Source organism: Gallibacterium melopsittaci (genome assembly GCF_042433085.1).
Lineage (GTDB): Bacteria > Pseudomonadota > Gammaproteobacteria > Enterobacterales > Pasteurellaceae > Gallibacterium > Gallibacterium melopsittaci.
In genome coordinates, this window is sequence record NZ_JBHLWA010000049.1 from 101,157 (window position 1) to 123,968 (window position 22,812).

At 34.6% G+C, this 22,812-nt stretch carries 18 protein-coding genes; 1 reads left to right on the plus strand and 17 read right to left on the minus strand.

Translation table 11 applies throughout. The features are described from left to right. Nucleotides 1-454: 454 nt before the first annotated feature. Genes mukB through mukF form a run of 3 tightly spaced genes read right to left on the minus strand, consistent with a single transcriptional unit; the run spans nucleotide 455 to nucleotide 7,017 of the window. Nucleotides 455-4,930 (minus strand): chromosome partition protein MukB, encoded by a 4,476-nt coding sequence (gene mukB, locus ACFFHT_RS10290; protein WP_382375933.1) that lies wholly within the window; start codon nucleotides 4,928-4,930, stop codon nucleotides 455-457. Continuing rightward, nucleotides 4,930-5,652 carry a chromosome partition protein MukE gene (mukE, locus tag ACFFHT_RS10295; protein WP_382375935.1) on the minus strand — a complete coding sequence of 241 codons (723 nt, stop codon included), beginning with the start codon at nucleotides 5,650-5,652 and terminating at the stop codon, nucleotides 4,930-4,932. Before mukE ends, mukB begins: the two co-directional genes overlap by 1 nt. Nucleotides 5,653-5,673: 21 nt before the next feature. Continuing rightward, on the minus strand, nucleotides 5,674-7,017 hold the full coding sequence (gene mukF, locus ACFFHT_RS10300; RefSeq protein WP_382375937.1) for a chromosome partition protein MukF: 1,344 nt from the start codon (nucleotides 7,015-7,017) through the stop codon (nucleotides 5,674-5,676). A 270-nt stretch (nucleotides 7,018-7,287) separates the two neighbouring features. On the opposite strand from mukF, the gene ttcA reads away from it, so the two are divergent. Further along, complete coding sequence (gene ttcA, locus ACFFHT_RS10305; RefSeq protein WP_382375939.1) at nucleotides 7,288-8,208, plus strand: tRNA 2-thiocytidine(32) synthetase TtcA; 921 nt, start codon at nucleotides 7,288-7,290, stop codon at nucleotides 8,206-8,208. Nucleotides 8,209-8,340: 132 nt separating this feature from the next. On the opposite strand, the gene ACFFHT_RS10310 is transcribed toward ttcA, so the two are convergent. The 14 genes from ACFFHT_RS10310 to cmoB form a co-directional block, all read right to left on the minus strand. Beyond that, the gene (locus tag ACFFHT_RS10310) at nucleotides 8,341-8,601 is read right to left on the minus strand and encodes a BspA family leucine-rich repeat surface protein (protein ID WP_382376138.1); all 261 of its coding nucleotides are present in this window, start codon (nucleotides 8,599-8,601) and stop codon (nucleotides 8,341-8,343) included. Beyond that, nucleotides 8,597-9,637, minus strand: a complete 1,041-nt coding sequence (locus ACFFHT_RS10315; RefSeq protein ID WP_382375941.1) for an IS481 family transposase — start codon at nucleotides 9,635-9,637, stop codon at nucleotides 8,597-8,599. The genes ACFFHT_RS10310 and ACFFHT_RS10315 overlap by 5 nt, the downstream gene beginning before the upstream one ends. Nucleotides 9,638-9,867: 230 nt before the next feature. Then, on the minus strand, nucleotides 9,868-10,185 hold the full coding sequence (locus tag ACFFHT_RS10320) for a hypothetical protein (protein WP_382375943.1): 318 nt from the start codon (nucleotides 10,183-10,185) through the stop codon (nucleotides 9,868-9,870). A gap of 2 nt (nucleotides 10,186-10,187) precedes the next feature. Then, nucleotides 10,188-11,165 (minus strand): DNA/RNA non-specific endonuclease, encoded by a 978-nt coding sequence (locus ACFFHT_RS10325; protein ID WP_382375945.1) that lies wholly within the window; start codon nucleotides 11,163-11,165, stop codon nucleotides 10,188-10,190. Between the two features lie 229 nt (nucleotides 11,166-11,394). After that, complete coding sequence (locus ACFFHT_RS10330; protein WP_382375947.1) at nucleotides 11,395-12,012, minus strand: hypothetical protein; 618 nt, start codon at nucleotides 12,010-12,012, stop codon at nucleotides 11,395-11,397. Between the two features lie 15 nt (nucleotides 12,013-12,027). Continuing rightward, entirely contained in the window at nucleotides 12,028-15,099 is a 3,072-nt protein-coding gene (locus ACFFHT_RS10335; protein ID WP_382375949.1) for an ATP-binding protein, read from the minus strand. 9 nt (nucleotides 15,100-15,108) lie between these two features. Then, nucleotides 15,109-15,981 carry a hypothetical protein gene (locus tag ACFFHT_RS10340; protein WP_382375951.1) on the minus strand — a complete coding sequence of 291 codons (873 nt, stop codon included), beginning with the start codon at nucleotides 15,979-15,981 and terminating at the stop codon, nucleotides 15,109-15,111. A gap of 10 nt (nucleotides 15,982-15,991) precedes the next feature. After that, on the minus strand, nucleotides 15,992-18,337 hold the full coding sequence (locus ACFFHT_RS10345; RefSeq protein WP_382375953.1) for a dynamin family protein: 2,346 nt from the start codon (nucleotides 18,335-18,337) through the stop codon (nucleotides 15,992-15,994). A gap of 33 nt (nucleotides 18,338-18,370) precedes the next feature. Further along, on the minus strand, nucleotides 18,371-18,778 hold the full coding sequence (locus ACFFHT_RS10350) for a hypothetical protein (protein WP_382375955.1): 408 nt from the start codon (nucleotides 18,776-18,778) through the stop codon (nucleotides 18,371-18,373). 92 nt (nucleotides 18,779-18,870) lie between these two features. Next, the gene (locus ACFFHT_RS10355) at nucleotides 18,871-19,878 is read right to left on the minus strand and encodes a dynamin family protein (protein ID WP_382375957.1); all 1,008 of its coding nucleotides are present in this window, start codon (nucleotides 19,876-19,878) and stop codon (nucleotides 18,871-18,873) included. Between the two features lie 21 nt (nucleotides 19,879-19,899). Beyond that, nucleotides 19,900-20,313: a hypothetical protein gene (locus tag ACFFHT_RS10360; RefSeq protein ID WP_382375959.1), complete on the minus strand. Its 414-nt coding sequence runs from the start codon at nucleotides 20,311-20,313 to the stop codon at nucleotides 19,900-19,902. Between the two features lie 31 nt (nucleotides 20,314-20,344). Continuing rightward, the gene (locus ACFFHT_RS10365) at nucleotides 20,345-20,671 is read right to left on the minus strand and encodes a hypothetical protein (RefSeq protein ID WP_382375961.1); all 327 of its coding nucleotides are present in this window, start codon (nucleotides 20,669-20,671) and stop codon (nucleotides 20,345-20,347) included. Continuing rightward, nucleotides 20,668-21,528, minus strand: coding sequence for a helix-turn-helix transcriptional regulator (locus tag ACFFHT_RS10370; RefSeq protein ID WP_382375963.1), 861 nt, complete (start codon nucleotides 21,526-21,528; stop codon nucleotides 20,668-20,670). The genes ACFFHT_RS10365 and ACFFHT_RS10370 overlap by 4 nt, the downstream gene beginning before the upstream one ends. Nucleotides 21,529-21,835: 307 nt before the next feature. Continuing rightward, nucleotides 21,836-22,801 carry a tRNA 5-methoxyuridine(34)/uridine 5-oxyacetic acid(34) synthase CmoB gene (gene cmoB / locus ACFFHT_RS10375; protein WP_382375965.1) on the minus strand — a complete coding sequence of 322 codons (966 nt, stop codon included), beginning with the start codon at nucleotides 22,799-22,801 and terminating at the stop codon, nucleotides 21,836-21,838. Nucleotides 22,802-22,812 lie beyond the last annotated feature (11 nt).

Sequence of the window (22,812 nt, forward strand, 5' to 3'; positions counted from 1 at the left end):
CATTGACAAAGAAAAGTACAAGTTTTATACAGAAATGTACAAGAATATGTTTCTGAGAACGATGCTAGTTAATTTAAAAATAGCTCTCTTCCCTTTTGGCGTGAATTGAGGTTATTTCGTTTTAAATATTCTTTCCTCTTTCTTTTTTATTGCACTTAGATTGTAAATTCAATGGCAAAAACGTTTAATTTTTCGTAGAAAAATATCTGTTTTTTGTCGCTAGAAAAAGCTTAACGAAATGAAGAATAGCAAAGATCTACAGCGTATATTATTCGCAAGTAGCATTTAAAAAGCAGGACTGTTTGTGTTGTTCCACTTTTAGTAAGAGTAAATAAAAGTAGATTGTACTTAGACGAAATACTAATTTATCTGCAAAACAAACTAAAAATTAATTCAGATGACTTTGTCAGTAAACTGAAATGCGGCATTTGCCGCATTTTCTTTTTACTGATATTTAGTGTGTGGTACCAAATCCTTTCAAACCAACGACGTGTACAAACTCTTGATTATGCGCAATCTTACGCACTAGTTTATAAGTCGTTCCTTTTTCTGGACTGATATTTTCTGGTGCGGCAATTAATAACTGCATATCAAGACGATCGCAGAGTTCAAACAAGGTTGAAATCGATTTTGCATCTAAACGTGCCGCTTCATCTAAGAATAACAATCGACAAGGAACAATCTCTTTGCCTCGTAAGCGGCGAGATTCTTCTTCCCAACTTTGTACCACCATTAACAAGATCGACATCCCCGTACCAATCGCTTCCCCAGTAGATAATGCCCCACTCTCCGCACGCAACCAGCCGTCCGCACCACGGAACACCTCTACCTCAAGATCTAAATAGTGGCGATAATCTAATAATTCTTCACCAATCGTTTGTGGGCTGCGTTGTCCCATATCAATATGCGGATTTAAACGTTGATATAACTTAGCCAGTGCTTCAGAGAAAGTCAGTTTATTATTATTAAACAGATCTTCATATTCCGCTTGTTTGCCCGATAACGCATCTAGCAACATCGCATGCGTATCTCGAATATTCACGACTAAACGCACACTTTTTACCTGACCAAAGGCAATATTTTGTAATCCTTGGTTTAATAAGCGAATCCGATTTTGTTCACGTTGAATGGTCTTACGCATAATATTGGCAACACTATCTGCACTAATCGCCAATTTTTGTTCGCGGCTCGTTAACTCTTCTGTTAAACGTGCTAACTCAACTTCCATTTGTTCAATCGCATCAATCGGATCATCAGTTTTCAAAATATCCTGACGAATACGTTCACGCAGATGTTGATACACCGCAATAAAGAATTTCACTTTATATTCAGGTTTAGCCGAATTTTCTGATAAACGCAACGCATCTCTTAAGTATTCATTATCTGCGACTGCATTACGCAACGCCCCTAATGCCTTATCTGACATTGAGCGTAGCTCTTCAGCCGATAAGTAAGCTAACTCACGGCGGTGTAAACGTTTTTCAACATCACTATGGCGAGATAGGCGTTGTACTGCACACCAACTCACTTTCGCCGCCACGACAACTTCACGTTGTGCCTTATAATCTCGCTCTAATTTCCGCAAGCTCTTCGTTAAACTATCCGTTCCGTTCTCTAGTACCGCTAACTGTTTCTCAAGATAGTTATACCGTTGACGATTGACGGAAAGTTGTTGATAAAGCTCATCACGGCGATTTTTCGCCCGCATTTCGGCATCAGCATCAACTTTTACGCCTAATTGTGCCACTTCATCAAGTAACTCTTGTAATGTTTGTTGCTTAATCTCTTTTGAAGTGGTTAACCCTGTCAATACTTGTTGATATTGGCTTAGTTGATTTTGTGCTTGTTGCAATGCTTGGCGTTTTTGCTCACGTTGTTGTTGCATCTGCTCTAAGCGTTCACGCAATTTCACACTTAATTCTGAAGTTTCTACTTCAGCACTTTCACGATAACTAAAGTGTGCTAAACGGCTTACCACATCTGTCACCGCAAACAAACGTTGTTGCACTTGTTTTTGTAATTCCACTGCACGTTGATATTCAGCTTGTAAGCTATCGTGCTGTTCGGGATCACTTTGCAATGCGGTTGCAATCGGTTCTAATTGCTCAATTAAGTTCCCTTTTTGTCGCACATACACCGCATTTTCTTCTGCTACTTCCAGTTGTGCTTGATATTCATCAATTTGTTCTAGCAAACTATCTTCAGCAAGTAACGCCAAATTCGGCAATAATTTATTCAGTTGTTGCAACTGTTGACGAACTTCTGCCAACTGACTGCGTGCTTGTTGTTCTTGATCAGTTAATTTGGCTAATTCACGTTCAACTTCATTACGTTGTTGTTGTGCTTCTCGCATTAATTCTTCTGGATCAACTTCAAATGCTAATGCAAGATGTGAGCCAACAAATTGGCTAAGTTGTTGATGTAAACGCTGGCATTTCTGAACATCAAATGAAATTTGCGCAAACTGCTCTGCGACTTCATCACGTTGTTGACGTAAGGTTTCTAGATGTTTTTCTCGTGCTGCACGTCCAAATAATGGAATTTCTGGGAAAGTCGAATAACGTAATTCACGTTGTGAAACCTGTACAACAACACCACATTCCAACTCTTGTGCCGATAACACGCTATCATCAAAGGAGTTTGGATCCCCCTCAATCAAATAGAGATCATCTGGGCAATCTTGTAACTCTTGTAATAATGGCTTCACTGCCTCTAAATCTCGCACCACAATCGCATGACGAGCTGGACCGTATAACGCAGAAAAATAAGGGGCATCGCTAATATCCACATCATCATACAACTCAGATAACAGCACGCCGCCAAATTTTTCAGCAAGTTGGTTTAAACGTGGGTCTTCTGAACCATCTGGTTGTGTTAAACGTAAAATCTGTTGTTCAAGATCTTGTTTCTTCGCCTCAAGCTGATCACGTTGAATAATCAATTCCCGTTCTTTAGTTAATTGATTTTGCATAAAATCCATTACGCTTTGTGAACTGTGGAATTGTTGATTTACTTGCTCTTGAATACGCTCTAATGCTGCTTGTGCCGTTAGCCATAACGGTGCTTTTTGGCTATTTTGTTGGTAAATCGCTTGAAAATGTTCACGTTGTTGACGTAATTCAGAACGCTGTTCAATTAAGGTATTCAACTGCTCTTCTACTGCTTCACTGCGATCTTCTTGCTGTAACGCATATTGTTCGAGTGCGTCTGCATCTTGTAGCGATTGCCCTGTTTGTTGATTAAATGCCGCTAATTGTTGTTGAACACGTTGTTGTTGATCGGCTTTTTGTTGTAATTCAGCCAATTTAGCTTTCAGTTCATTTGCTTGTTGTTGCTGCAATTTTTGTGCTGGATAATCACGCAAAATTTGTTTCGCTTGTTGCCACGCTTCACTACGAGCAACATCACCTTGAATCTTACAAACCAACTGATACGCTTTATCAAATTGTGTTTTCGCAATATCGACCACTGACAATTTTTGTTCTAATTCTAATACTCGCTCAGTTAAAGCCTCTGCCTGTTCGCTAAATTCTGCTTGATACTGCTCTGCACTTTCTGGAGTTAAATTAACAATCCCAGTAATATTTTTTGCTTTTTCTAATGTTTGAATTGCTTGTTGATATTGCACACTGCGGGTTTGCTGTGCATTTAACGCTTGTTGATAATCCGTTAATTGATCACGAATAGACTCAATTTCACCCTCAATCACTTCCACACTTTCTTGTTGCTCGGTTAAAGTAATTTGTGCTTCTTCAACAATTTCTTGTTGCTCTTCAATTTTTTCACCTAACTCGACAACATCTTCTTGATAACGTTCAATCTTTTCTTGATGATGCTGTGCATTTACCACCAAATTATAGTGATCGTTCGCACTTTGATAATCGACTTCTAGCGTTTTTTCCGCTTCTTTTAGCTGGCTAACTTCACGACTAAAATCAACAATATTATGTTGTGCTAGACTGAGCTGTTGTTTGGTTTGGAATAATTCATTACGTTGTCCCAAAAGTAACGAAATATTCTTGCGTCTCTCATTAGCATGACGCATATAATCCGCTGCTACATAATCGGTAGATTGCGTAATTAAATGCTTAAATAAATCTCGGTCAGCTTGGGTAACTTTAATCGCTTCCAATGTCATACGGTTTTCTCGCAATGCCACTTCCATATCTTGGAATGCTTTTTTCACGCCAACATTTTCAGGTAACAAATAATCGCGTAACGAACGAGTAATCGCAGACGAAATCCCACCATATAGTGAGGCTTCAATTAATTTATAGAATTTATTTCGATCAGAAGAAGAACGTAATCGTTTTGGAATAATCCCCATATCAAACATAAAGCTATGATAATCCGCTACTGAATGATATTGCTTAAAGCTACCGCCTAATACCTCAACTTTTTCTTTTACTTCAGGTAAACCAATCACTTTCGCTTGGGTATCAGAAATTTTATCGGTAAAAATTTCTGTTGGAGAAATCGAGAGTGGTAATCCTTGAATTGAGATCGCCTTAATATCCACTTTTCGATCACGCCTTGCAATTTGCTGCAAACGTACACCTACTAATGCACGTTGATGGTGAGAATTTATGGTATCCAAAATGGCATAACAGATACCTGGACGTAACTTACCATATAGCCCTTTATCACGCGAACCGCCTGAAGCCCCCGCTTCTGTGGTATTACGGAAATGTAATAAAGTTAAATCTGGAATTAATGCAGTCACAAAGCCTGCCATTGTGGTGGATTTTCCTGCACCATTTCCCCCTGACAGCGTGGTCACTAACTCATCAAGATCAAAAGTACGCGCAAAAAAACCATTCCAGTTAATCAAGGTAAGTGAACGAAATTTACCACGTTCTGCATTCGTTTTTACATTTGCTGTCGCCTCAACTTGTTGAGGTGTTAATGATTCCATCTCTAACTCTGCCATTATTCGTTCCCTTCCTCAAAATCATTCTCATCAAGCTCTTCGGCATCACCTGCATTATTGTCATCAACTTGCAATGAATCAGGTGTCGCAATTTCTCCCTCACGGATTAAGCGTAATTGTGCAGCTTGTAAATCTTCGCCACTACGCACTTCTGCACCAAAACGGAACACCGCTTCAGAGATCACAAACTTGCCACTATGTTGATCGCCTATCGTTTGTAACATACCTAAACGGCGTAAACGCCCCACAGCAGCCCTCACTTTCTCGGCTAATTTTTGTTTATCCAAATCTGAACCGCTGGAGCGTTGATTCACGATTTTGAGCAACTTACTTTCGTCTGCTAAGTTCAATAATTCATCATAGACTTCTTGTACGGTAAAAATGCCTTGTTGTGCTAGACGCTCTGGGCTTAAATAGAGATAACAGAGTACCTTACCGACTAACATTTCTAATTCCGATAACACACTCCGTGCTATCAAAGTTGTTGCTTTAGGACGTAAATAGAAAAAACCCTCTGGCGCTCGGATCAGTTCAACATTATAACGACGGTAAAAAAGTTCTAATTCTGTTTGAAAATCTAATAAGAAAGCGTGCTGTTCTAATTGATCAAGACTAATATGACGCCCTGAACGTAATTGGCTATCAACTAATGGAAATAATGGATTGGCAATCGCCGTTGCTAACTCTTTTGGAATAGGCTCGTAAGATGTGGTTTCACTCATAATTTATTCGCTTAATTAACGTTATTTCTTTGCTTGATTGTTGTTATATTCATCAATCGGGTGTGCTTGTACTTCTGCACCATACGCATTGATTGCCTGCCATTGTGGTACATTACCGCTAAAATCTTGGCTCGCAATCCCAAGTCGGACAGCTTGATCTACAATAATTCTTGCTACATCAAAATGTTGTGATTGTGGATAACGATCAAGTTGCTCTCGTAATACTGCACTTAATTCTATCGGTTTCTGATCTTGATAATATTGGATCAATAAGCGCTGCATAGTTTCGGTAATTTGTTCATGAACTGTTTGTAGCGATTCATATTCTAATTCTGCTGGTAATTCACCTAACGCCTCTTCTTCACGCAACGCCAACTCTTCTTCACGCAAGTCAATTAAACGTTCCGCTTGTACATGCCATAAATAGAATGGTGCAGTAAAATAATCCGTTATCGAACGGCGTAAACGTTGTGCAAAAACCCGATTTTTATCCAAATCGATTGCCGTACGGATAAATTTATGCACATGGCGGTCATAGCTGATCCACAAGTCAATCGCTTGTTGTCCCCAGCTAATAATACGGTCTAATTTAAGTTGTAAACTAATAATAAGTTGCGCAACAAACTCTAATGATTGTCTGCCAAGCAGACAGTCTTGAATGCGTAATAATCCAGCTTGCAATTTATCGCCAGCCGCATTTAAAGTATCTTGCAGCTCACGTAAATTCCCTGAAGTTTCATCTAATAACCGTTCACAACTTGAGATAGCAGCTTGCCAATCTTTACTTAATAATTCGGCAATTTCTTCTTTGGTATGATGTTGACTTTCATCCATAATCCGTTGCGACAAATCAATACTGTCAAAAATTTCTGCCACCGAATACTTTAATGGTGCAAAAACTTCTCGCCGCCAATAATAGTCATCACCATCATTTTCTGCGGCTTCGGCAGCACGTTGAATCTCATCTGCCACAATTGATAATTGCACAGAAAGACGCAAAGCAGAAAATTCACGTTGACGGATATAATAATCCGAAATACCGACTCCTAATGGTGTCAAACGATAGATTGCCAAGCCTTCGGTAAATTCACTACTAAAGCGATTAACCAGACGCTGTTTTACCAGATCATTAATCGCATTATTTGCTCGTTGAACTAAGGTATCTTCCGACTGCCCTAATGCTTTGGAAACATGACGGAAAAGATCGACTAAATCGATCTCTTCCATCTCACCAGCAAAACGTTCACTATTAAAAATCGCTATTGCTAGCAAAAAAGCCAAACGTTCTGTGGTTAGATTTAAGTTAAATTCTCGCTCTTTTACCCACGAGATAAGTTCAGGAATGGTTTGAGTTGATTCACTCATTATTAATTACCTAGATAACTGAGGTTTCTCTTGATCAAATTAATACGCTAAAACAGGCAACATTCTAGCAAAAAAATGTTATTTCTCTAAAGGTTATTTAACAAGATTGTGACCTTTTCTCTGTGAGCGATCTCGCATTCTGACAATAAATAAAATTTTTTCAGGATAAACCCTTATTTATCACAAAATACCTCAATAAATTTATTGCAAAAAAAACCAAAGTCCTTACCATAGCAAACCGATTTTTAGCTGAAAAACTGATTATTCATTATGTCATTAGAAAAAAAACAGATTTATAACTTCAACAAATTGCATAAACGTTTACGTCGTGAAGTCGGTAAAGCAATTGCCGATTTTAATATGATCGAAGAGGGCGATCGGGTTATGGTGTGTCTATCTGGCGGAAAAGATAGCTATACCCTCTTAGATATTTTGCTTAACCTCAAACTCAACGCGCCAATCAATTTCGAGATTGTGGCAGTGAATCTGGATCAAAAACAACCTGGTTTTCCTGAAGAGGTATTGCCAAATTACCTGTCGCAATTAGGGGTAGAATATAAAATTGTTGAAGAAAATACTTATGGCATTGTGAAAGAAAAAATTCCAGAGGGAAAAACCACTTGTTCGCTCTGCTCTCGTTTACGTCGTGGGATTCTATATCGTACCGCCACAGAATTAGGTGCGACCAAAATTGCCCTCGGGCATCATCGTGATGATATGTTGGAAACTTTATTCCTGAATATGTTCTATGGCGGCAAAATGAAAAGTATGCCACCGAAATTAATCAGTGATGATGGCAAACAGATTGTGATTCGCCCACTAGCCTATTGCCGCGAAAAAGATATTGCACGTTACGCTGAAGCGAAACAGTTCCCGATTATTCCTTGTAACCTGTGTGGTTCTCAACCTAATTTACAACGCCAAGTGATCAAAGAGATGCTACAAGCATGGGATCGCCAATATCCTGGTCGAATTGAAACAATGTTTAGTGCCTTACAAAATGTCGTGCCATCACACCTATGCGATCCAAATTTATTTGATTTCAAAAATATTCGCCATGGCAGCACATTAGAAAATATTGAGGGTGATATTGCCTTTGATAAACCAGAAATTCCAACTGCGCCCGTGATGCACGATGAAGATAATGATTTCTTCGCAGAAACACAGATTAGTTTTCGTCAAGTGAATTAATGAAATAATGGATTAAATCTAATCTTCTACAGTTAATATTGTGTCGGGCTGTAAAAAATTTTTTCTTCCTAAAAAAATAGCATTAATCCTGCTGAATTAATGCTATTTTCTTTTTTAAATCAATACGATATTCTAACTTCTACTGAGTAAAAATTTGGGGATTCTAGTTTTAGAAACACCGAGCATGAATACTGATTTATTCATTGCTGACATATTGGTAACGTTACTGATATTCCATTTTGAAATATCGCCCTGAAATTTTGATCTAGCAAACATCTCGTACATATCGGTAACATTACTGACATCCCATTGGGAAATATCGCCATTAAATTGTAGAAGATCAAACCTAATCTGACAGTCCCCGTTTAAAATTAGCGTGCCTGTCAGATTAATTTGAGCTTAAATTCTTTTCCGCCCAAATACGCTTTCCATCAAGTAATGTTGCTATTGGCGTTCTTCCACAGCACATTTTCCCTTGATGTGTTCGATGATGGTTATAATACATCAACCACTCATCTAAGTCTGCTTGCAATGTGACTAAATCCTGATAAATTTTCTTCCGAAATGTCACTTGATAAAATTCTTGCAAGATAGTCTTATGGAAGCGTTCACAGATACCATTAGTCTGTGGATGCTTCACCTTAGTTTTGCTATGTTCTATGTCGTTTATCGCTAAATAAAGCTCATAATCATGATTTTCCACTTTGCCACAATATTCACTACCACGGTCAGTCAATATGCGTAATAGCGGCAACCCTTGGCTTTCAAAATACGGTAACACTTTATCATTAAGCATATCCGCTGCGGTGATAGCGGTTTTCATTGTGTATAATTTGGCAAACGCCACTTTACTGTAAGTATCGATAAAAGTTTGCTGATAAATGCGTCCCACACCTTTGAGATTGCCAACATAGAACGTATCTTGTGACCCCAAATAACCAGGATGTGCGGTTTCAATTTCTCCACAAGCGAGGTCATCTTCTTTCTTACGTTCTAAGGCTTGAACCTGCGACTCGCTGAGAATAATACCTTGTTCCGCAACCAATTTCTCAAGAGCAATTAATCTCTGCTTAAAATTAGCTAAATGATGGCGTAACCAAATAGAACGTACACCGCCTGCTGACACAAAGATACCTTGTTTACGAAGTTCATTGCTTACTCTGACTTGCCCAAACGCTGGATTATCAAGGGCAAATTTCACAACTGCTTGTTCAACCGCTTCATCTACCCGATTTTTGAGATTCGGAACACGTCGATTTTGATTAAGCAACGCATCAACACCACCTTGTTCAACAGCTTGTTGATAGCGATAGAACGTATCTCGGCTCAATCCCATCACTTTACATGCTTGAAAAATATTCCCTAATTCTTCGGCTAAATTTAATAAGCCTGTCTTGTGTTTAATAAGTGGATTGTTAGAATAAAACATGAGAGTTTCCTTTTTTGTTTAGATTGAATTTTGCACTCATATTCTAAACGGGAAACTCTCACTTTTTATAGTGAATTGTCAGATCAAGTCTGATCTTCTACAATTAAAGCGATATTTAATAATGTTTTGAGTTTTTTCATGGGTTAATTCTCTAAAAACATCAACAATAAAAAATGTTTATAATTTATTGCAGATTTGTTATAAAATGAATTATTTTTTAATTCCTAATTTTATAAAGACTGCTTTTCATAACTATAATGAACAGAAACTCGTCTATCTTTATCTATTTTTAGTTCCATTTTTCTCCAATCATTTTTCTCTTTCATTAAAAAATATAGCTGTTCGCATAAAGGTTCCGCAGCTTCTTTAAGTTCAGAAAATCTATTTGGTACATTATTTTTATTCTCTTTGATAAACCAACTAGAAAATGAACTCCAATTTTCTGATAATGAAAATTTATATTCTAAATAAGCCTCTAAATAGCCACCTTGGCAGTGATTATGTAATAATTGTGTAATTTGACTAAGAATTTCTTGTTGTTGTTCCATTTTTAAACTCCACCTGGTTGATTTTTAAAAGTAACAATTGTTGGCTTTCCATCTATAACATAAGTAACTTCTAGTTTTGATGGTCTTTTTTCTGGTTGCTGAGGATCATCATAAATTAATTTAACAGTAACAGTTACATCTTTTCCCTCTTTTACCGCTTCACGTAACGTATTTTCAAGTTTTTTATATTCTCCACGATTAAAATTTTGATTTTGTGGAAAAAGATTACTATAGCTAGAATCTCCTCCAAGAGAATGTGCTTGAATATGTCCTCCCTCATCTCCATCAATCCCCTGGTTCCCAACCTCCTTTGTTTTTGCACTATCTTGTGATGTCCTCTCTTTCTCTGTTAATACTGGAGTAAACTCATATAAAATTACTCTTCCTTTCTCATCTGTTTCAATCTTATTACCATTAGATAGCTCATAAATTGTATTAGGCTCTACATTATCTAATTGTTTTTTATCATTTTCATTCTCCATATCTATTTTGATTGTTATTTTTTCTATCTTAGAAACTTCATTTTTATCAGTATCATTATCTTGAATATATACCAAATACTCATCTATTTTTGCAGTTAATTCATCTAGCAAAATATCTATATCCTTATCATCAAAAGGAGTTTTTTCATCTCTACCTTCAAAGCGAATCTTTTCATCTTTATCTTCACCCCAAGTAGGCATACATTTTTCACTCAGAACTGTTTCATACTTATCTCTTTGAATATATACCTTACCACTTTCCAAATACTCATCTAATTTACCAATTTCTGCTAACTCCTTATCTTTTTTTGCAGTTAATTCATCTCTACCTTCATAACGAATCTTTTCATCTTTATCTTCACCCCAAGTGGGTATACATTTTTCTTCACTCAGAACTGTTTCATACTTATCTCTTTCATGAGAGGGAATATCCCTTTTATACGTTTCTTGATAAGTCTCAGCTATCTCTTTTTTAGGAGTATCCATTTTTTCAAACATAAAAATCACCTTAATTAACCTAATATTAATTTATATTTCCCTACTGTTTTATTATTCCACTAGAATCTGTTCTAAAAGAATTTCCATTAGATAATATATAAGTTGTATTAGGTTCTAAATTTTTAGCTATATCTTCACCTTTTACTTTATCTAGATCGATAGAAATAACTTTATTTGGGAAATCTTGGCCTGTAATAAATTTTCTTATTTTTATTATTTCTTGCTTAATCTATTTTATATCAGAAACAATATTTTCAAACTTCTCTCTGTTTTTGTTTATATTTTCTGGAATAATTTCACCAGTAAAAGCCTTCTGCATTAAAGCCGCATTTTCATTTTTTATTGATTTTAGTTCAGAATATTTGCTATCTAGTTCAGATTTTAATAAATCAATTCGTTTTTCTTTTTCATTGATTACATTCTCCATTTGAGTATATTCTTTTATACTTTTAAATTCTTGACGAATATCTTTCATTTCTTGAGAGAGGGTTTGCACCCTCTCAAATTTATTACTAGAAATTTCATTATATTTTTCTAACAATATCTCACCTGAAAGATATTTTACATAATCCTCACTCACTTCTTTTTCAAGTTTTAATTTCTCTTCCTTTTTTTCCATAAAGGATTCTCGTAAGGAATATAATTTATCTTGGCGTTCTTCAACTGTGAGGCTGCCTATTTTGATACTATCTTCAAACCAATCTTTTGTATCCTCATTCTTTCCTATTTTATCAGTTGGATTAAACACCTTTCCCCAAGGTGGAGTATCTTTTTCATATACTATTGGGTTAAAAGCATTTTTTATTTCCGAAGTAGAGTTTATTTTCTCTTTTTCTAAATTAAACATTTCCCCTCTCCTTTTCTATAAATAGTTTAAAACAGTGTTTCTCACTACATTTTCAATATTTTCAGAGGTTTTATCGATATTTTTATTAATATTATCATTAATAAATTCAATAAGATGATTAAACTCTTGTGTACGAGCTTCATCTACTAATGAATTAATTTCTTGGAAACGCTCAGCTACACTTCTTTGTAAATCAAACATTTCTAGAAAAATCTTAAAGGTTAAATCTTGATCTTCCCAAAATGGTAATTTACCTTTTAACTCAAAATATTGTAATAATTTATACAATCTCGCCATGTTCTTTGCTGAACTACAATAACGACTAACTCCATTTTTCAATATTTCAATATCAAATGGTTCTGCTTTATTCATTTGTTTATAGAATAAGAAACGTGTTAGATGTTGATTAAAGATCTTTTTCTCTTCATCTCTATCTGAAATATATTGATAAGGTTTTTCATCGCTAGCAAAATGCGCTATTTGACAAAGAATAGGCTCTAACCAATTATTTTGATAAACGACAGCAATACCTTTTGGAAGTTTTGCGATTTCTTCTAGTTGATCATCATTTACTCCCGCAGCTTTACCCACTAAACGACGATCAGTTTCATCAGGTAAACGCATAATAATTTTGGTATTCGTATTTCGAATTGCAGAAATATCCACCGCATTAGGTGATTGATCTGCAATAATAAAGCCTTCGCCATAAGTTCGCATTTCTGCGATAGCATTAGATAACATTTCAACAGATTTTCCTGCTACATTTGCACCTTCTGAGCTTTGTTCTGTTGAAGTACGTTTTAAAATATTGTGGGCTTCCTCTAATACAGTAACGTGTTTCAATGGTTCATTCATTCCTGTCGCATTTGACATTCTATGCTCACTTAATCTCATTACTAGAATCCCCATAATAAGAGACTTCGTTTCTTGTGAACCAACTCGACTTAAATCAACAATAACGTTTTGATCAAAAAGAACACTATTATCAACTTCATCGGCATTAAAAATCTGCCCATTTAATCCATTTGTTAAAGATTTAATACGTGTTGCTAATGCTCCACTATAATTACTTTTCATTTCACTAGAATAGTCTGATTTTTCTATCACGATTTCTAATTGTTGTAATAAATCTACAAAACTTGGAAAGCAATTAGGTGTTGTAGTCGTAGATGTCATTAAGTCCCAACCGCTCGCTTGATAAGCTGATAGCATTGCTTCTTTTAATACCGCAGGCATTGCAGCATACATTGGCCAACACACATTAAAAATTTCAATCAAACGATCAATATGCTCTAAAATATGTACTTCTGATGGAAAACGGAAAGGGTTAATCTTTAATAATTTTGCTTGTTTAGGATTTGTGCCAAAAACAACAACATCGTCTTGATGACCAAATACATTCTTATATTCACCCTTAGCAGGCTCAATCACCATAAATTTCACATTATTTTTATTCAGTTGGTTTAATAACTGATAAACAGTATTACTTTTACCTGAACCAGTTGAACCCGTAACGAAAATATGGCTAGACAAACTTTGTAAATCCAGATTTACAGTTTGTTCTTTCGGAGACCACAGATGGAAAATTTTCCCGAGTTCTACTTGAGCTTTATCTTGGCTACGTTTTGATCCTGCATCAACAACATCAACAAATTGTATTCGTCTGCCAAAAGCTCTTCCTTCTAAAACAGACACTGTGGATGTGGAACGACGAGGTAAGCCTAACTGGATCGCCATTTCTTTTCCTGATACTAAAACCGCAGGGGTAAAATATGGAATATCCACATTTGCGAAATTAGCTTCGACTCTCGGGTGAGAGAAGTTTTGTAACCAACTAAGCACTGCTTTAGATTTAGCTTTATCATTATCTTGTTTCCCACTCCAAGTTGTTATAGCAAACTCTTCACTACTGGAGCTATTTCCACGCATCAAACCAAAAAAGATACTTGCTAAAGATTGTGATGAGGCAAGATCGGTACTAATAAAATAGGCTGCCGAATTCCACCCACCATAACGACGTGCTTCATCAATACGTTCTAAATTATGATCGATTTTTTTCAATAGTTGCTCGATACTTTTATTAACCAATTCTAACGAATATTGTTTACTGGTGCCGATGGTTTTATTATGATTTTCGCCTGTGGTGTAACCTCTGGTATTTGTTTCCGTGGTAGTTTTGCTTTCACCTTGGGTAAATGAAGTGCCACTCGTTTCAGTATTTGTTGTACCTTCTGTTGTTGTTACAGTTTCACTAACAGTTACAAAAGAAGCTCCTGTTGAAAAACCTAAGGAACTGCTGACACTTTTATTGATTGATGAGGAAGTACTTTTGTTGATACCTTTTGTTTCTGTTAAGCCTAGGCTTTCCCCTAAGGATTGGCTGATATTTTCACTAATACTCAATCCAACACTCTCACTTTCATTTTCACCATAAGACAATGTTGTTTTTAATAATGGGGAAAGTTGGTTCGCAATACCTTCGTATCCTTGTTGGATAAGATCTAATTGGGCAGTATGTACTGGTTCTGCAAGGATAATCGCTTGATAAACTCTGCCTTCAGCTGCATCAATAAAATGCTCAATTCCTTGCATAAAATGTTCGCGTTCATCAATAGATAAAGAAGGAACACTGGTTACAGCTGTAATATGATTCTCGTTACTTTGCCCCATTTTATTTACAAAATCAGTAATCTCATTTCCATCTAAACGCTTTAACTGAGAACCTGGAAAATGTCCATTGATGACTTCTTTTAATAAATTTTCTACCGCGATACCTTCTGACCTTGCAGAGCGCCCTTTTGCCCCAAGGTAAACTGTAGTCTCTTTTCCATCACTATCTAATAGCAAAAAAACAGAATAGCCAACTGTACCTAATGTGGCATAAGTTGCTGTTAGACTTTCTAGCATCGATTGTTTATTTTCTAAAATAATCCGCTCCACTCGAAAGATACGAACATCTGTTACTAAATTAATTTTTTCAACAGCTTGTAATTCATTATTACTAAACTCTACTAAATAATGCTTATTTAATAATTGATAACTACTTTCCAATGTTGCTAAAGCTTTTTTTACCATCACCTCTGCCATAAATACCTCCTACTTAACAATAAAAAATAATACAGCAATCGCCGCTAATACAGCACCACCAACAGCAAGCGCTTTTTTAATAAAATCATTATGCTGATCTGGTTGATATAAATGTTCTTTATTAGTTGATGCCCTATTTGTACTAAATTTAACTTGTGTATGATTTTCTGTTTTTGTCTCAGTAGATTTATTTTTAGGTTGAAAATCAGGGTGTCCACTTTTTATTAAACTTTCTCTAACATTTAATAAATGAAGAATACGTTCTAAAGTAAAATTTCGATTTAAAAAGGTTTGTTGTTGAAAGAAATAATCTTTATTCCAAACACTTTCATCATGATTAATTGGATCAATAAATGCATTTTGTTTACTTTCTTCAAATACCGCTTGATTTTTATGCCATACATAATAAATAGAACATAGCATTTCCTGAATAGAAAGATCTCTATCATTTAAAACTATCATTAATGCAGAACGTATTTCCGAGATATTATTATTAGTTAATGCTTCTACTAAATAAGATACAGGTTTAAACCCTGTTAAATCGGGTTCTTGAAAAGATTTTTCTATATTTTTTTCTGTATTCATCACAGTCTCCTTATTTGGGGTTATTTTAAAGCGATAATCTGCATTTTGATCTTGTAAAAACTGCTTTATTTCTAATAAATGTAAACATAGTTCATAACTAAAATTTAAATTAAGATATTCCGCTTTTTCAGTAAAATATTGATTATCCCAGCGATGTGCGGGGAGAAACTCCCCGATTCTGTTGCCATCAAATGGTTCAAAAAATGTATTATTTTCTTTTAAGCTATCTAGCTTTGATAACGTTTCTTTTGCTGGATATTGCTTATTTTTTATTTCAGAAATAAATTGTTCTTTCATATTCTATTCCTTATAACGCAATAGCTTGCGCAAGCTCTTCTTCAAATTTCTTAATGATTTCTAAATTAGCTTCCGATTCTTGAATCTTCTGTTCAATGGTTTCTTGATCTGCTAATTTTTTATTCATATCCTCTGCAATTTTACTTAGCTGTTTAGAAAATTCTTCCGCAGTAAAATTCGAAAAGATCTCAATTTGTTTTTCCGTATCTGATTGAATTTTATTTATAATATTCTCCATAGTATTAATAGCATTAGCTTTCAGTTTAACTTCCATTTTTTTCCAAACACTCTCTAAATCAACAGAGGTTTCAGTATATGACTCTTTAATATATTCTGTTTTCCACCAGCTAAGTGGGTTATACCATTTAGCTAAAGAGCGCTCACCTATAATTCTCGTTTTTCGCTCTTCGATAATATCATCTTTATCTATTGTTAAAGGTATATCACTACTAATATTCGTCATCATTACTTTTAAGCCTTCTAAAGTAGGTAATGGCAGCGGAATATCTTTAAAAAATTTCTCTAAATAATCTTGATAAATATGTTGTAATTTCTGTTTAGCTTGCTCTTGAGAATTTTCTACTATTTTTTCTGCGGAAATACTCATTGACCTCAATAGCTGTTGTAATGGTTGCTTAATTTCCTCTTCAATAACTTTTTCAATAAATTTTTTAGCTTCGGATTCGGATTCGGATTCGGAAACAAATAATTTACCACTAACCTTAGAGCCTACTTTAGCAAAAAATTCAAATATATTAGAATCTAATTTATTTAGTTCTTTTATATGTTCTCCACGTCCCAAACTGTGCTTATTATTTTTAATTTCATCAAGTAATTGCTCTATTTCAGCTTTTACTTTTATTTTTAATCTCTCGCTAGAAGATAATTCTTCCAAAGCTAATTTTATATTAGCGATTTCCTCTTTATAATTCTTCAAATCTGTCATTAGCCTTTCTTTAGCACTTGCTTGTTGAATCGCTTTTTTTAATGCTTCATATACTCTTGATACACGTTCTGGCATACTATATTTATCAATATAATTATCAATAACAGCTTCCACTGCAGGAATTCCTGTATGCAGTAATGCTTTATTTTCTTCTGCGGCTAATTTCTGCTTAATTGGTCTATTTAATGGCATATATTCAATAAAATTTAACCCTTTATAGTTGGTTTCAGCATCATCTTGTGCCATATATTTCCAATCAGAAATTAATTTTCCTTCTTTTCTAGTTAGCTCAAAGTTGAATATTTCTTTTCTGAGTAATAAGGCATTTAATGCTGTAATAGGATAAATTTGTGGAAATTCTATGCCAAAGCCATTAAGATATGTTCTACATTTTTCAACAATGTTTTCAATATTTTCGCCTTTCTCTTCATCAAACTGATCTGCCTTATTTAATAAAAATAAAAAGCGGTCTTTATTTTGTTTACTCGCACTGTTATTTATTGTTTCAGAGATCATTTCTAAGGTGTGCTTATCATCATTAGTCCCAATTTGCGTTGCATTTAATAAATAACAAATTAAAGGATTTTTAGTAGTGTCTTTGATTTTTTCTTCAGTTACCGCTTTATGAGAATCATCTTGGCTATTATTTGGTCCTGGAGTATCACTTAAAATAAGATGAACATTATCTCTTTCTTTAATCCCTAATATATTCCCTTCTATTTCTAGCACTGCCGTATCAGGAGATTTCTCGGTATTATTCCAATTTTTTAAAACATCATTCGTTAAATTTTCTGACTCATCAGCAACGTTGCCGTCTGTAGTAATTCGTTTGCCTTTAAAAACGCCTTTCTGTAACGCTTTATTATCAGCAATTTGAGCAATAACTGCCGTAGTAGCTTCATTTGCCGCTGGTAATAGCTCTGAACCAAGTAACGCATTCAAAAAGGTTGATTTGCCTGCGGACATTGTTGCAGCAACATAAACATCAAAATCGTTACTAAACGCTTTTTTCAATTCATTTTGTATATAATCTTTTTGCATCTCTTCAGAAAATAGATGGCTTTCCTGAGCTTTTTCTACAAAAGCTTTCATGTGATTTAAACGGTTGCTACTATCAGCTACTTCAATCCATTTTGATTGAATATTTAAATTATTCTTTTGATTAAAAAAGTCTATATCTGCTTGAACATCAATATAATCATTTTCTGTTCCTTTGAATTCCACTTCGAACTCTATACCATTAAATAATTCTTCATAAACTTTCTGGAAAAATCCCTCTATCCAACGTTGTAACCGTTGATGAGTAAATTGAGAAAGAAATAATGTATCAATTTGTTCTAATTCATTGATACGAAATGTCGTAATAACAGTAAATGGATTGTGTTCAATATAAATTTTTTGCATAGCCATAATATGTTTTCCTTTTTGTTGAATAAAACTTTTCTATTTAAATAATCTTGATAATCTATCTAATACATTATTATGTACTTCTGGATTTTCTTTTCTCCATATTAAGTAATCTAATGGTTTTAATTCAGAATTAGTTGATTTTCCGAGTCTTAGAGAAAGAGAGCAAAGTTCAATACTGTTATAAACCAGTCCAGAAATATCAATAAACATATCGTTATACTTTATCTGTTTTATAAAATCTAAACTCTCAATTAAATCATATAAAGCACTTACTTCACTATAAACTGAAAAATAATAACCAATCGCAGACAATACATTTATCCCTTCTGGAAGCTGCTTAATATTAATTTGTTTTTTCTCAATTAACTCTTCGATTAGCTCAACAAATAAAATAATAAAGTAATCTGCTTTAGTGATTGGTTTATTTAAACGTTCACACACTTCTTCAATATCATCAGTTATCCATTTATCTAATGTATTAAATATTTTCTCGGCGAAAACAAATTCATCTGATGATGAATTAAATAAATTTTTTAAATCATTGTTGATTTTTTCAGGTAGTACATGATTAGCTGTCCAATAAAGACTTTCAATTTATCTAAACTCACACTTTCAGCCGCTAAATGATTATAGTGATTGATTTCTTTTTGTAAGAAATAGCAGATGGCACCAAATCCCATTTGATAATATTTTTCTTGTAAGGTTCTTTTATCTTCTGGTGAAGTGTTTTCCTCAACAAGATACTCTTGGCAACTTTCATTAATAAAGTTATTTATTGATAAAAGTTCACTTTCAGAAAGGTTAGAGAGTGTTTTAAAATCACATACACTAATTTGCATATTTTCTCGACGTGATAAATCTTCTTGATTTATTAATTTTTGCAATAACAACGCCATATTTGCCGAAGTGGCAATAATTTTCGGCTGTTCAAATCCAATATTAGTTAAATATTTTTCTACATTCTTTATTGCAGCAGATAAACTTTCCCCTTTTTCTTCATCTAATTGGTCTGCTTTATTTAATACAAAAACAATATCTTTGTGATTATCTTTCTGTAAGCTATTTTTTATTTTTTCTAGCAAAGATCTATCATCATTAACACCAATTTGTGTTGCATTTAATACATAAAAAATTAAACCATATTCATTATTATCAATAACTTCCATAGTTAAATTTTCATGGTTGTCATCTTGACTATTATTTGGACCAGGTAAATCGTAAATTACTAATTCAGCCTCTGTGTTATAAATCGTTTTTATATCCCCAGTAATTTCAATTAATTTTATCTCTGGGTCTGTATTCCAATGTTTTAATACCTCAAAATCAATACTACGAGATTTTTCAATTAATTCATTTTCATAATTATAGGCAGCACCAGAAAATTTATTTTCTCCATCTTTATCATGGATACGTGTAATGGTTGCTGTTGTTGCTTCATTTGCTGAATGTAATAATTCTTTGCCAATGAGTGCATTAAGCATTGTTGATTTACCAGCACTCATCGTACCAACAACAATAACTTCAAATAAATTCTTATTCATTTTATTTATCCTTATTACAATTTATTTTTTATAAGTAACATTAATTTTCTTATTGACTAAATCTTTCCCTATTTCAAAATCAGGGTTATATGTTGCTAAATTATGTGCGGCGATTCCTGCAGCTGCTGCTATACCAACAACAGTTCCAATACCTGAAAATAAACCGCCTCCCATTAACGCTGCTCTATTTTCTGTATAAACACGGCAAGAAAACTTATTACTTTCAATAATTTCCTCTACCTTTCGAGCATAATAAAGAATGTCATCTGTTTTTATGGAAAAATCGACTTTCAATTTAATCAATTTTTCGATGAACCTCTCATTAATTGATTCATCTGAATAAGTTTTATAACCATACTGTTCAATCCATTCTTTTTTTGTTAAAGAGAGGTCTTTTTTGTAGTAGTCTAATAATATTTCGTATGTTGATTTCATTATTTGTTACCTTATCAAATTTAAATAATTGTTAACCTTTATAAACCACTTCCACTCGTCCATTTGCTAAATCTCTAGCGATTTCATAATCTGGATTGCGGGTAATAAAATTATGGGCTGCAATAGAGGCTATCGATAACACCCCCCAAGCAGGATTTAATAAATACGATAACCCTAATACCATTCTATTTTTGGTATAAACTCGGCAGGTTAAACGGTGTTTTTCAATATAGTCTTCCAACCAATTACTCACCTCTAACATTTCGCTTATACCAACATCACAAATAACAAAACTGCTTTTTAATGGAATAAGCTCTATTGCGGTATGTTTATAACTATGAATATTCGTTGATATCATCTTCCTTCTCCGCTTTGGTTAATTAAATAATCATTTAATTTTTCTAACATTCTTTTTTGTAATTCATTTGGGCTAACAATCGTTAAATGCGGAATCCAATATTGCACAATCGGTAAAATATCTAATTCATTAACCTCTTTGCAGGAGAGTAATAATTCACCTGACTCTAATTTGTGTAATAACGTTTGATTCGGTAATAAATTACGGCGTAAAAAGAAATTGGCGGCAAAGTCTGATACTCGAATCACTACTTCAGGAAGCTGATTACCATAAGAAAGGGAGTCATTCTGTTTTATTTCGTCAATAAATTTTTGGTTTGGAATATAGGTTTCTGCTAATACACGTAAATTACTGATTTGCGAAAAACAGAATGTTTTTTGTTTATGATTGTCGAGTTGGTCGGTCGCAATTAAATACCAAATGCCATTTTTATTTGTTAGGGAATAAGGCGATACTTGATAAAATTTGGGGTGTGCTGAATGCACCTTTTTATATTTAAATGAAATATTTTTTCGTTGGTTAATCGCCTCTTTTAATTGCTCAAATTGTTCTGTTAGACCACTAATATTTTCATATTGTATGCCTTTAACTTGTACCGATTGTGTGAGTTTTTCTTGATAGAAGGCTTTATCTACTGATGGAAATAAATCAGAAATACTGGCAAAAAGCGCAAAACGTTGAATATCTTCTTCAGTTAAAACATCTATTTTGTTTTGGCTTAATTTATAAAAGCGAGGACCTTTTTCTTCCCAAGGAAGAAAGGCTAAGCGTTGGTTAATATCACGTTGGATAGTTCTACTTGATACATTGAATTGTTCTGCTAACTCGACAGAATCAATTCTCCCCCCCCCCCTCATGGTTCAGGAGAGATAAAATAGCACTTAAACGTTGTGCGAGTGGGATATGTTTTTTCATAGTATTGTATGTCGCTGTTGAATTAAAAATGTAGTGTTAGTTTACTCTAATTCATCAAAAACTGTGCGACAGGGTGTGTCGCCTAGCAAAAAAATTTTAATTTTTTATTAATCATCACTTTTTGCGACTAATGTGCTGATATTTTGCTTATTTATCTTGATAAATCAATCGTTTTTTGACTATGAGGGGGGATTTTTTAATAATTTATTTAAAGCGTGAGTATCCTCACGCTTTTTTCAACCGAAAAATTTACTTCTCAGCAATAATCACGGCTCGTTTCGGGGCTGGATAGCCTTCAATGGTTTTACTTAAATCTTGTGGATCAAGGAAATCAATTAAGCTTTCATTCTCTAACCACTCGGTTTTACGCTGTTCCGCTAATGAAGTTACTGCCACATCAACACAACGGATATTGTTAAACCCTGTTTTATTGAGCCAATTTATTAACGCTGCAACAGAAGGAATAAAATAAACATTCTTCATTTTTGCATAACGTTCACCTGGGACAAGAACAGTATGTTCATCACCATCAACCACTAAGGTTTCTAACACTAATTCACCGCCCTTTTTGAGCTGGGCTTTCAGTTGTGAGAGGTGATCCAATGGCGATTTACGATGGTATAACACGCCCATCGAAAACACCGTATCAAATGCTGCTAATGGCTGCATTTGCTCTATTCCTAATGGAATTAAATTCGCACGGCGATCATTATTTAGCAATTTACGGACAGCTTCAAATTGGCAGAGGAATAATTCTGTTGGATCAATTCCTACCACCATTTTTGCGCCCTCACCAACCATACGCCACATATGATAACCACTGCCACAGCCCACATCTAATACAAGGCGATCTTGTAAGGGGGAAATATACGGTAACAGGCGATCCCATTTGAAATCAGAACGCCATTCGCAATCAATATGCACACCATAGAGGTGATAAGGTCCTTTACGCCACGGCATTAGCTGTTTCAGATGATGTACCATTCGTTGACGTTCACCATCAGTTAACGGCGTATGTAAACTTGCGGTAACACTATGTTGTAAATCAATCTGATCTGCAACTCGTTCAGGGAGAAAATCCACAACCTTTGCCCATTTAGCATATTCACCATGGGCATTGGCTTGCCAATATTTGAGCTGTGCTGGTAATGTTTCTAACCAGTCAGACAGCTCAGTGGTGGCAATTTGTTGAAAGAAGGGGAGAAAATCAAACATAAATTCGAGAA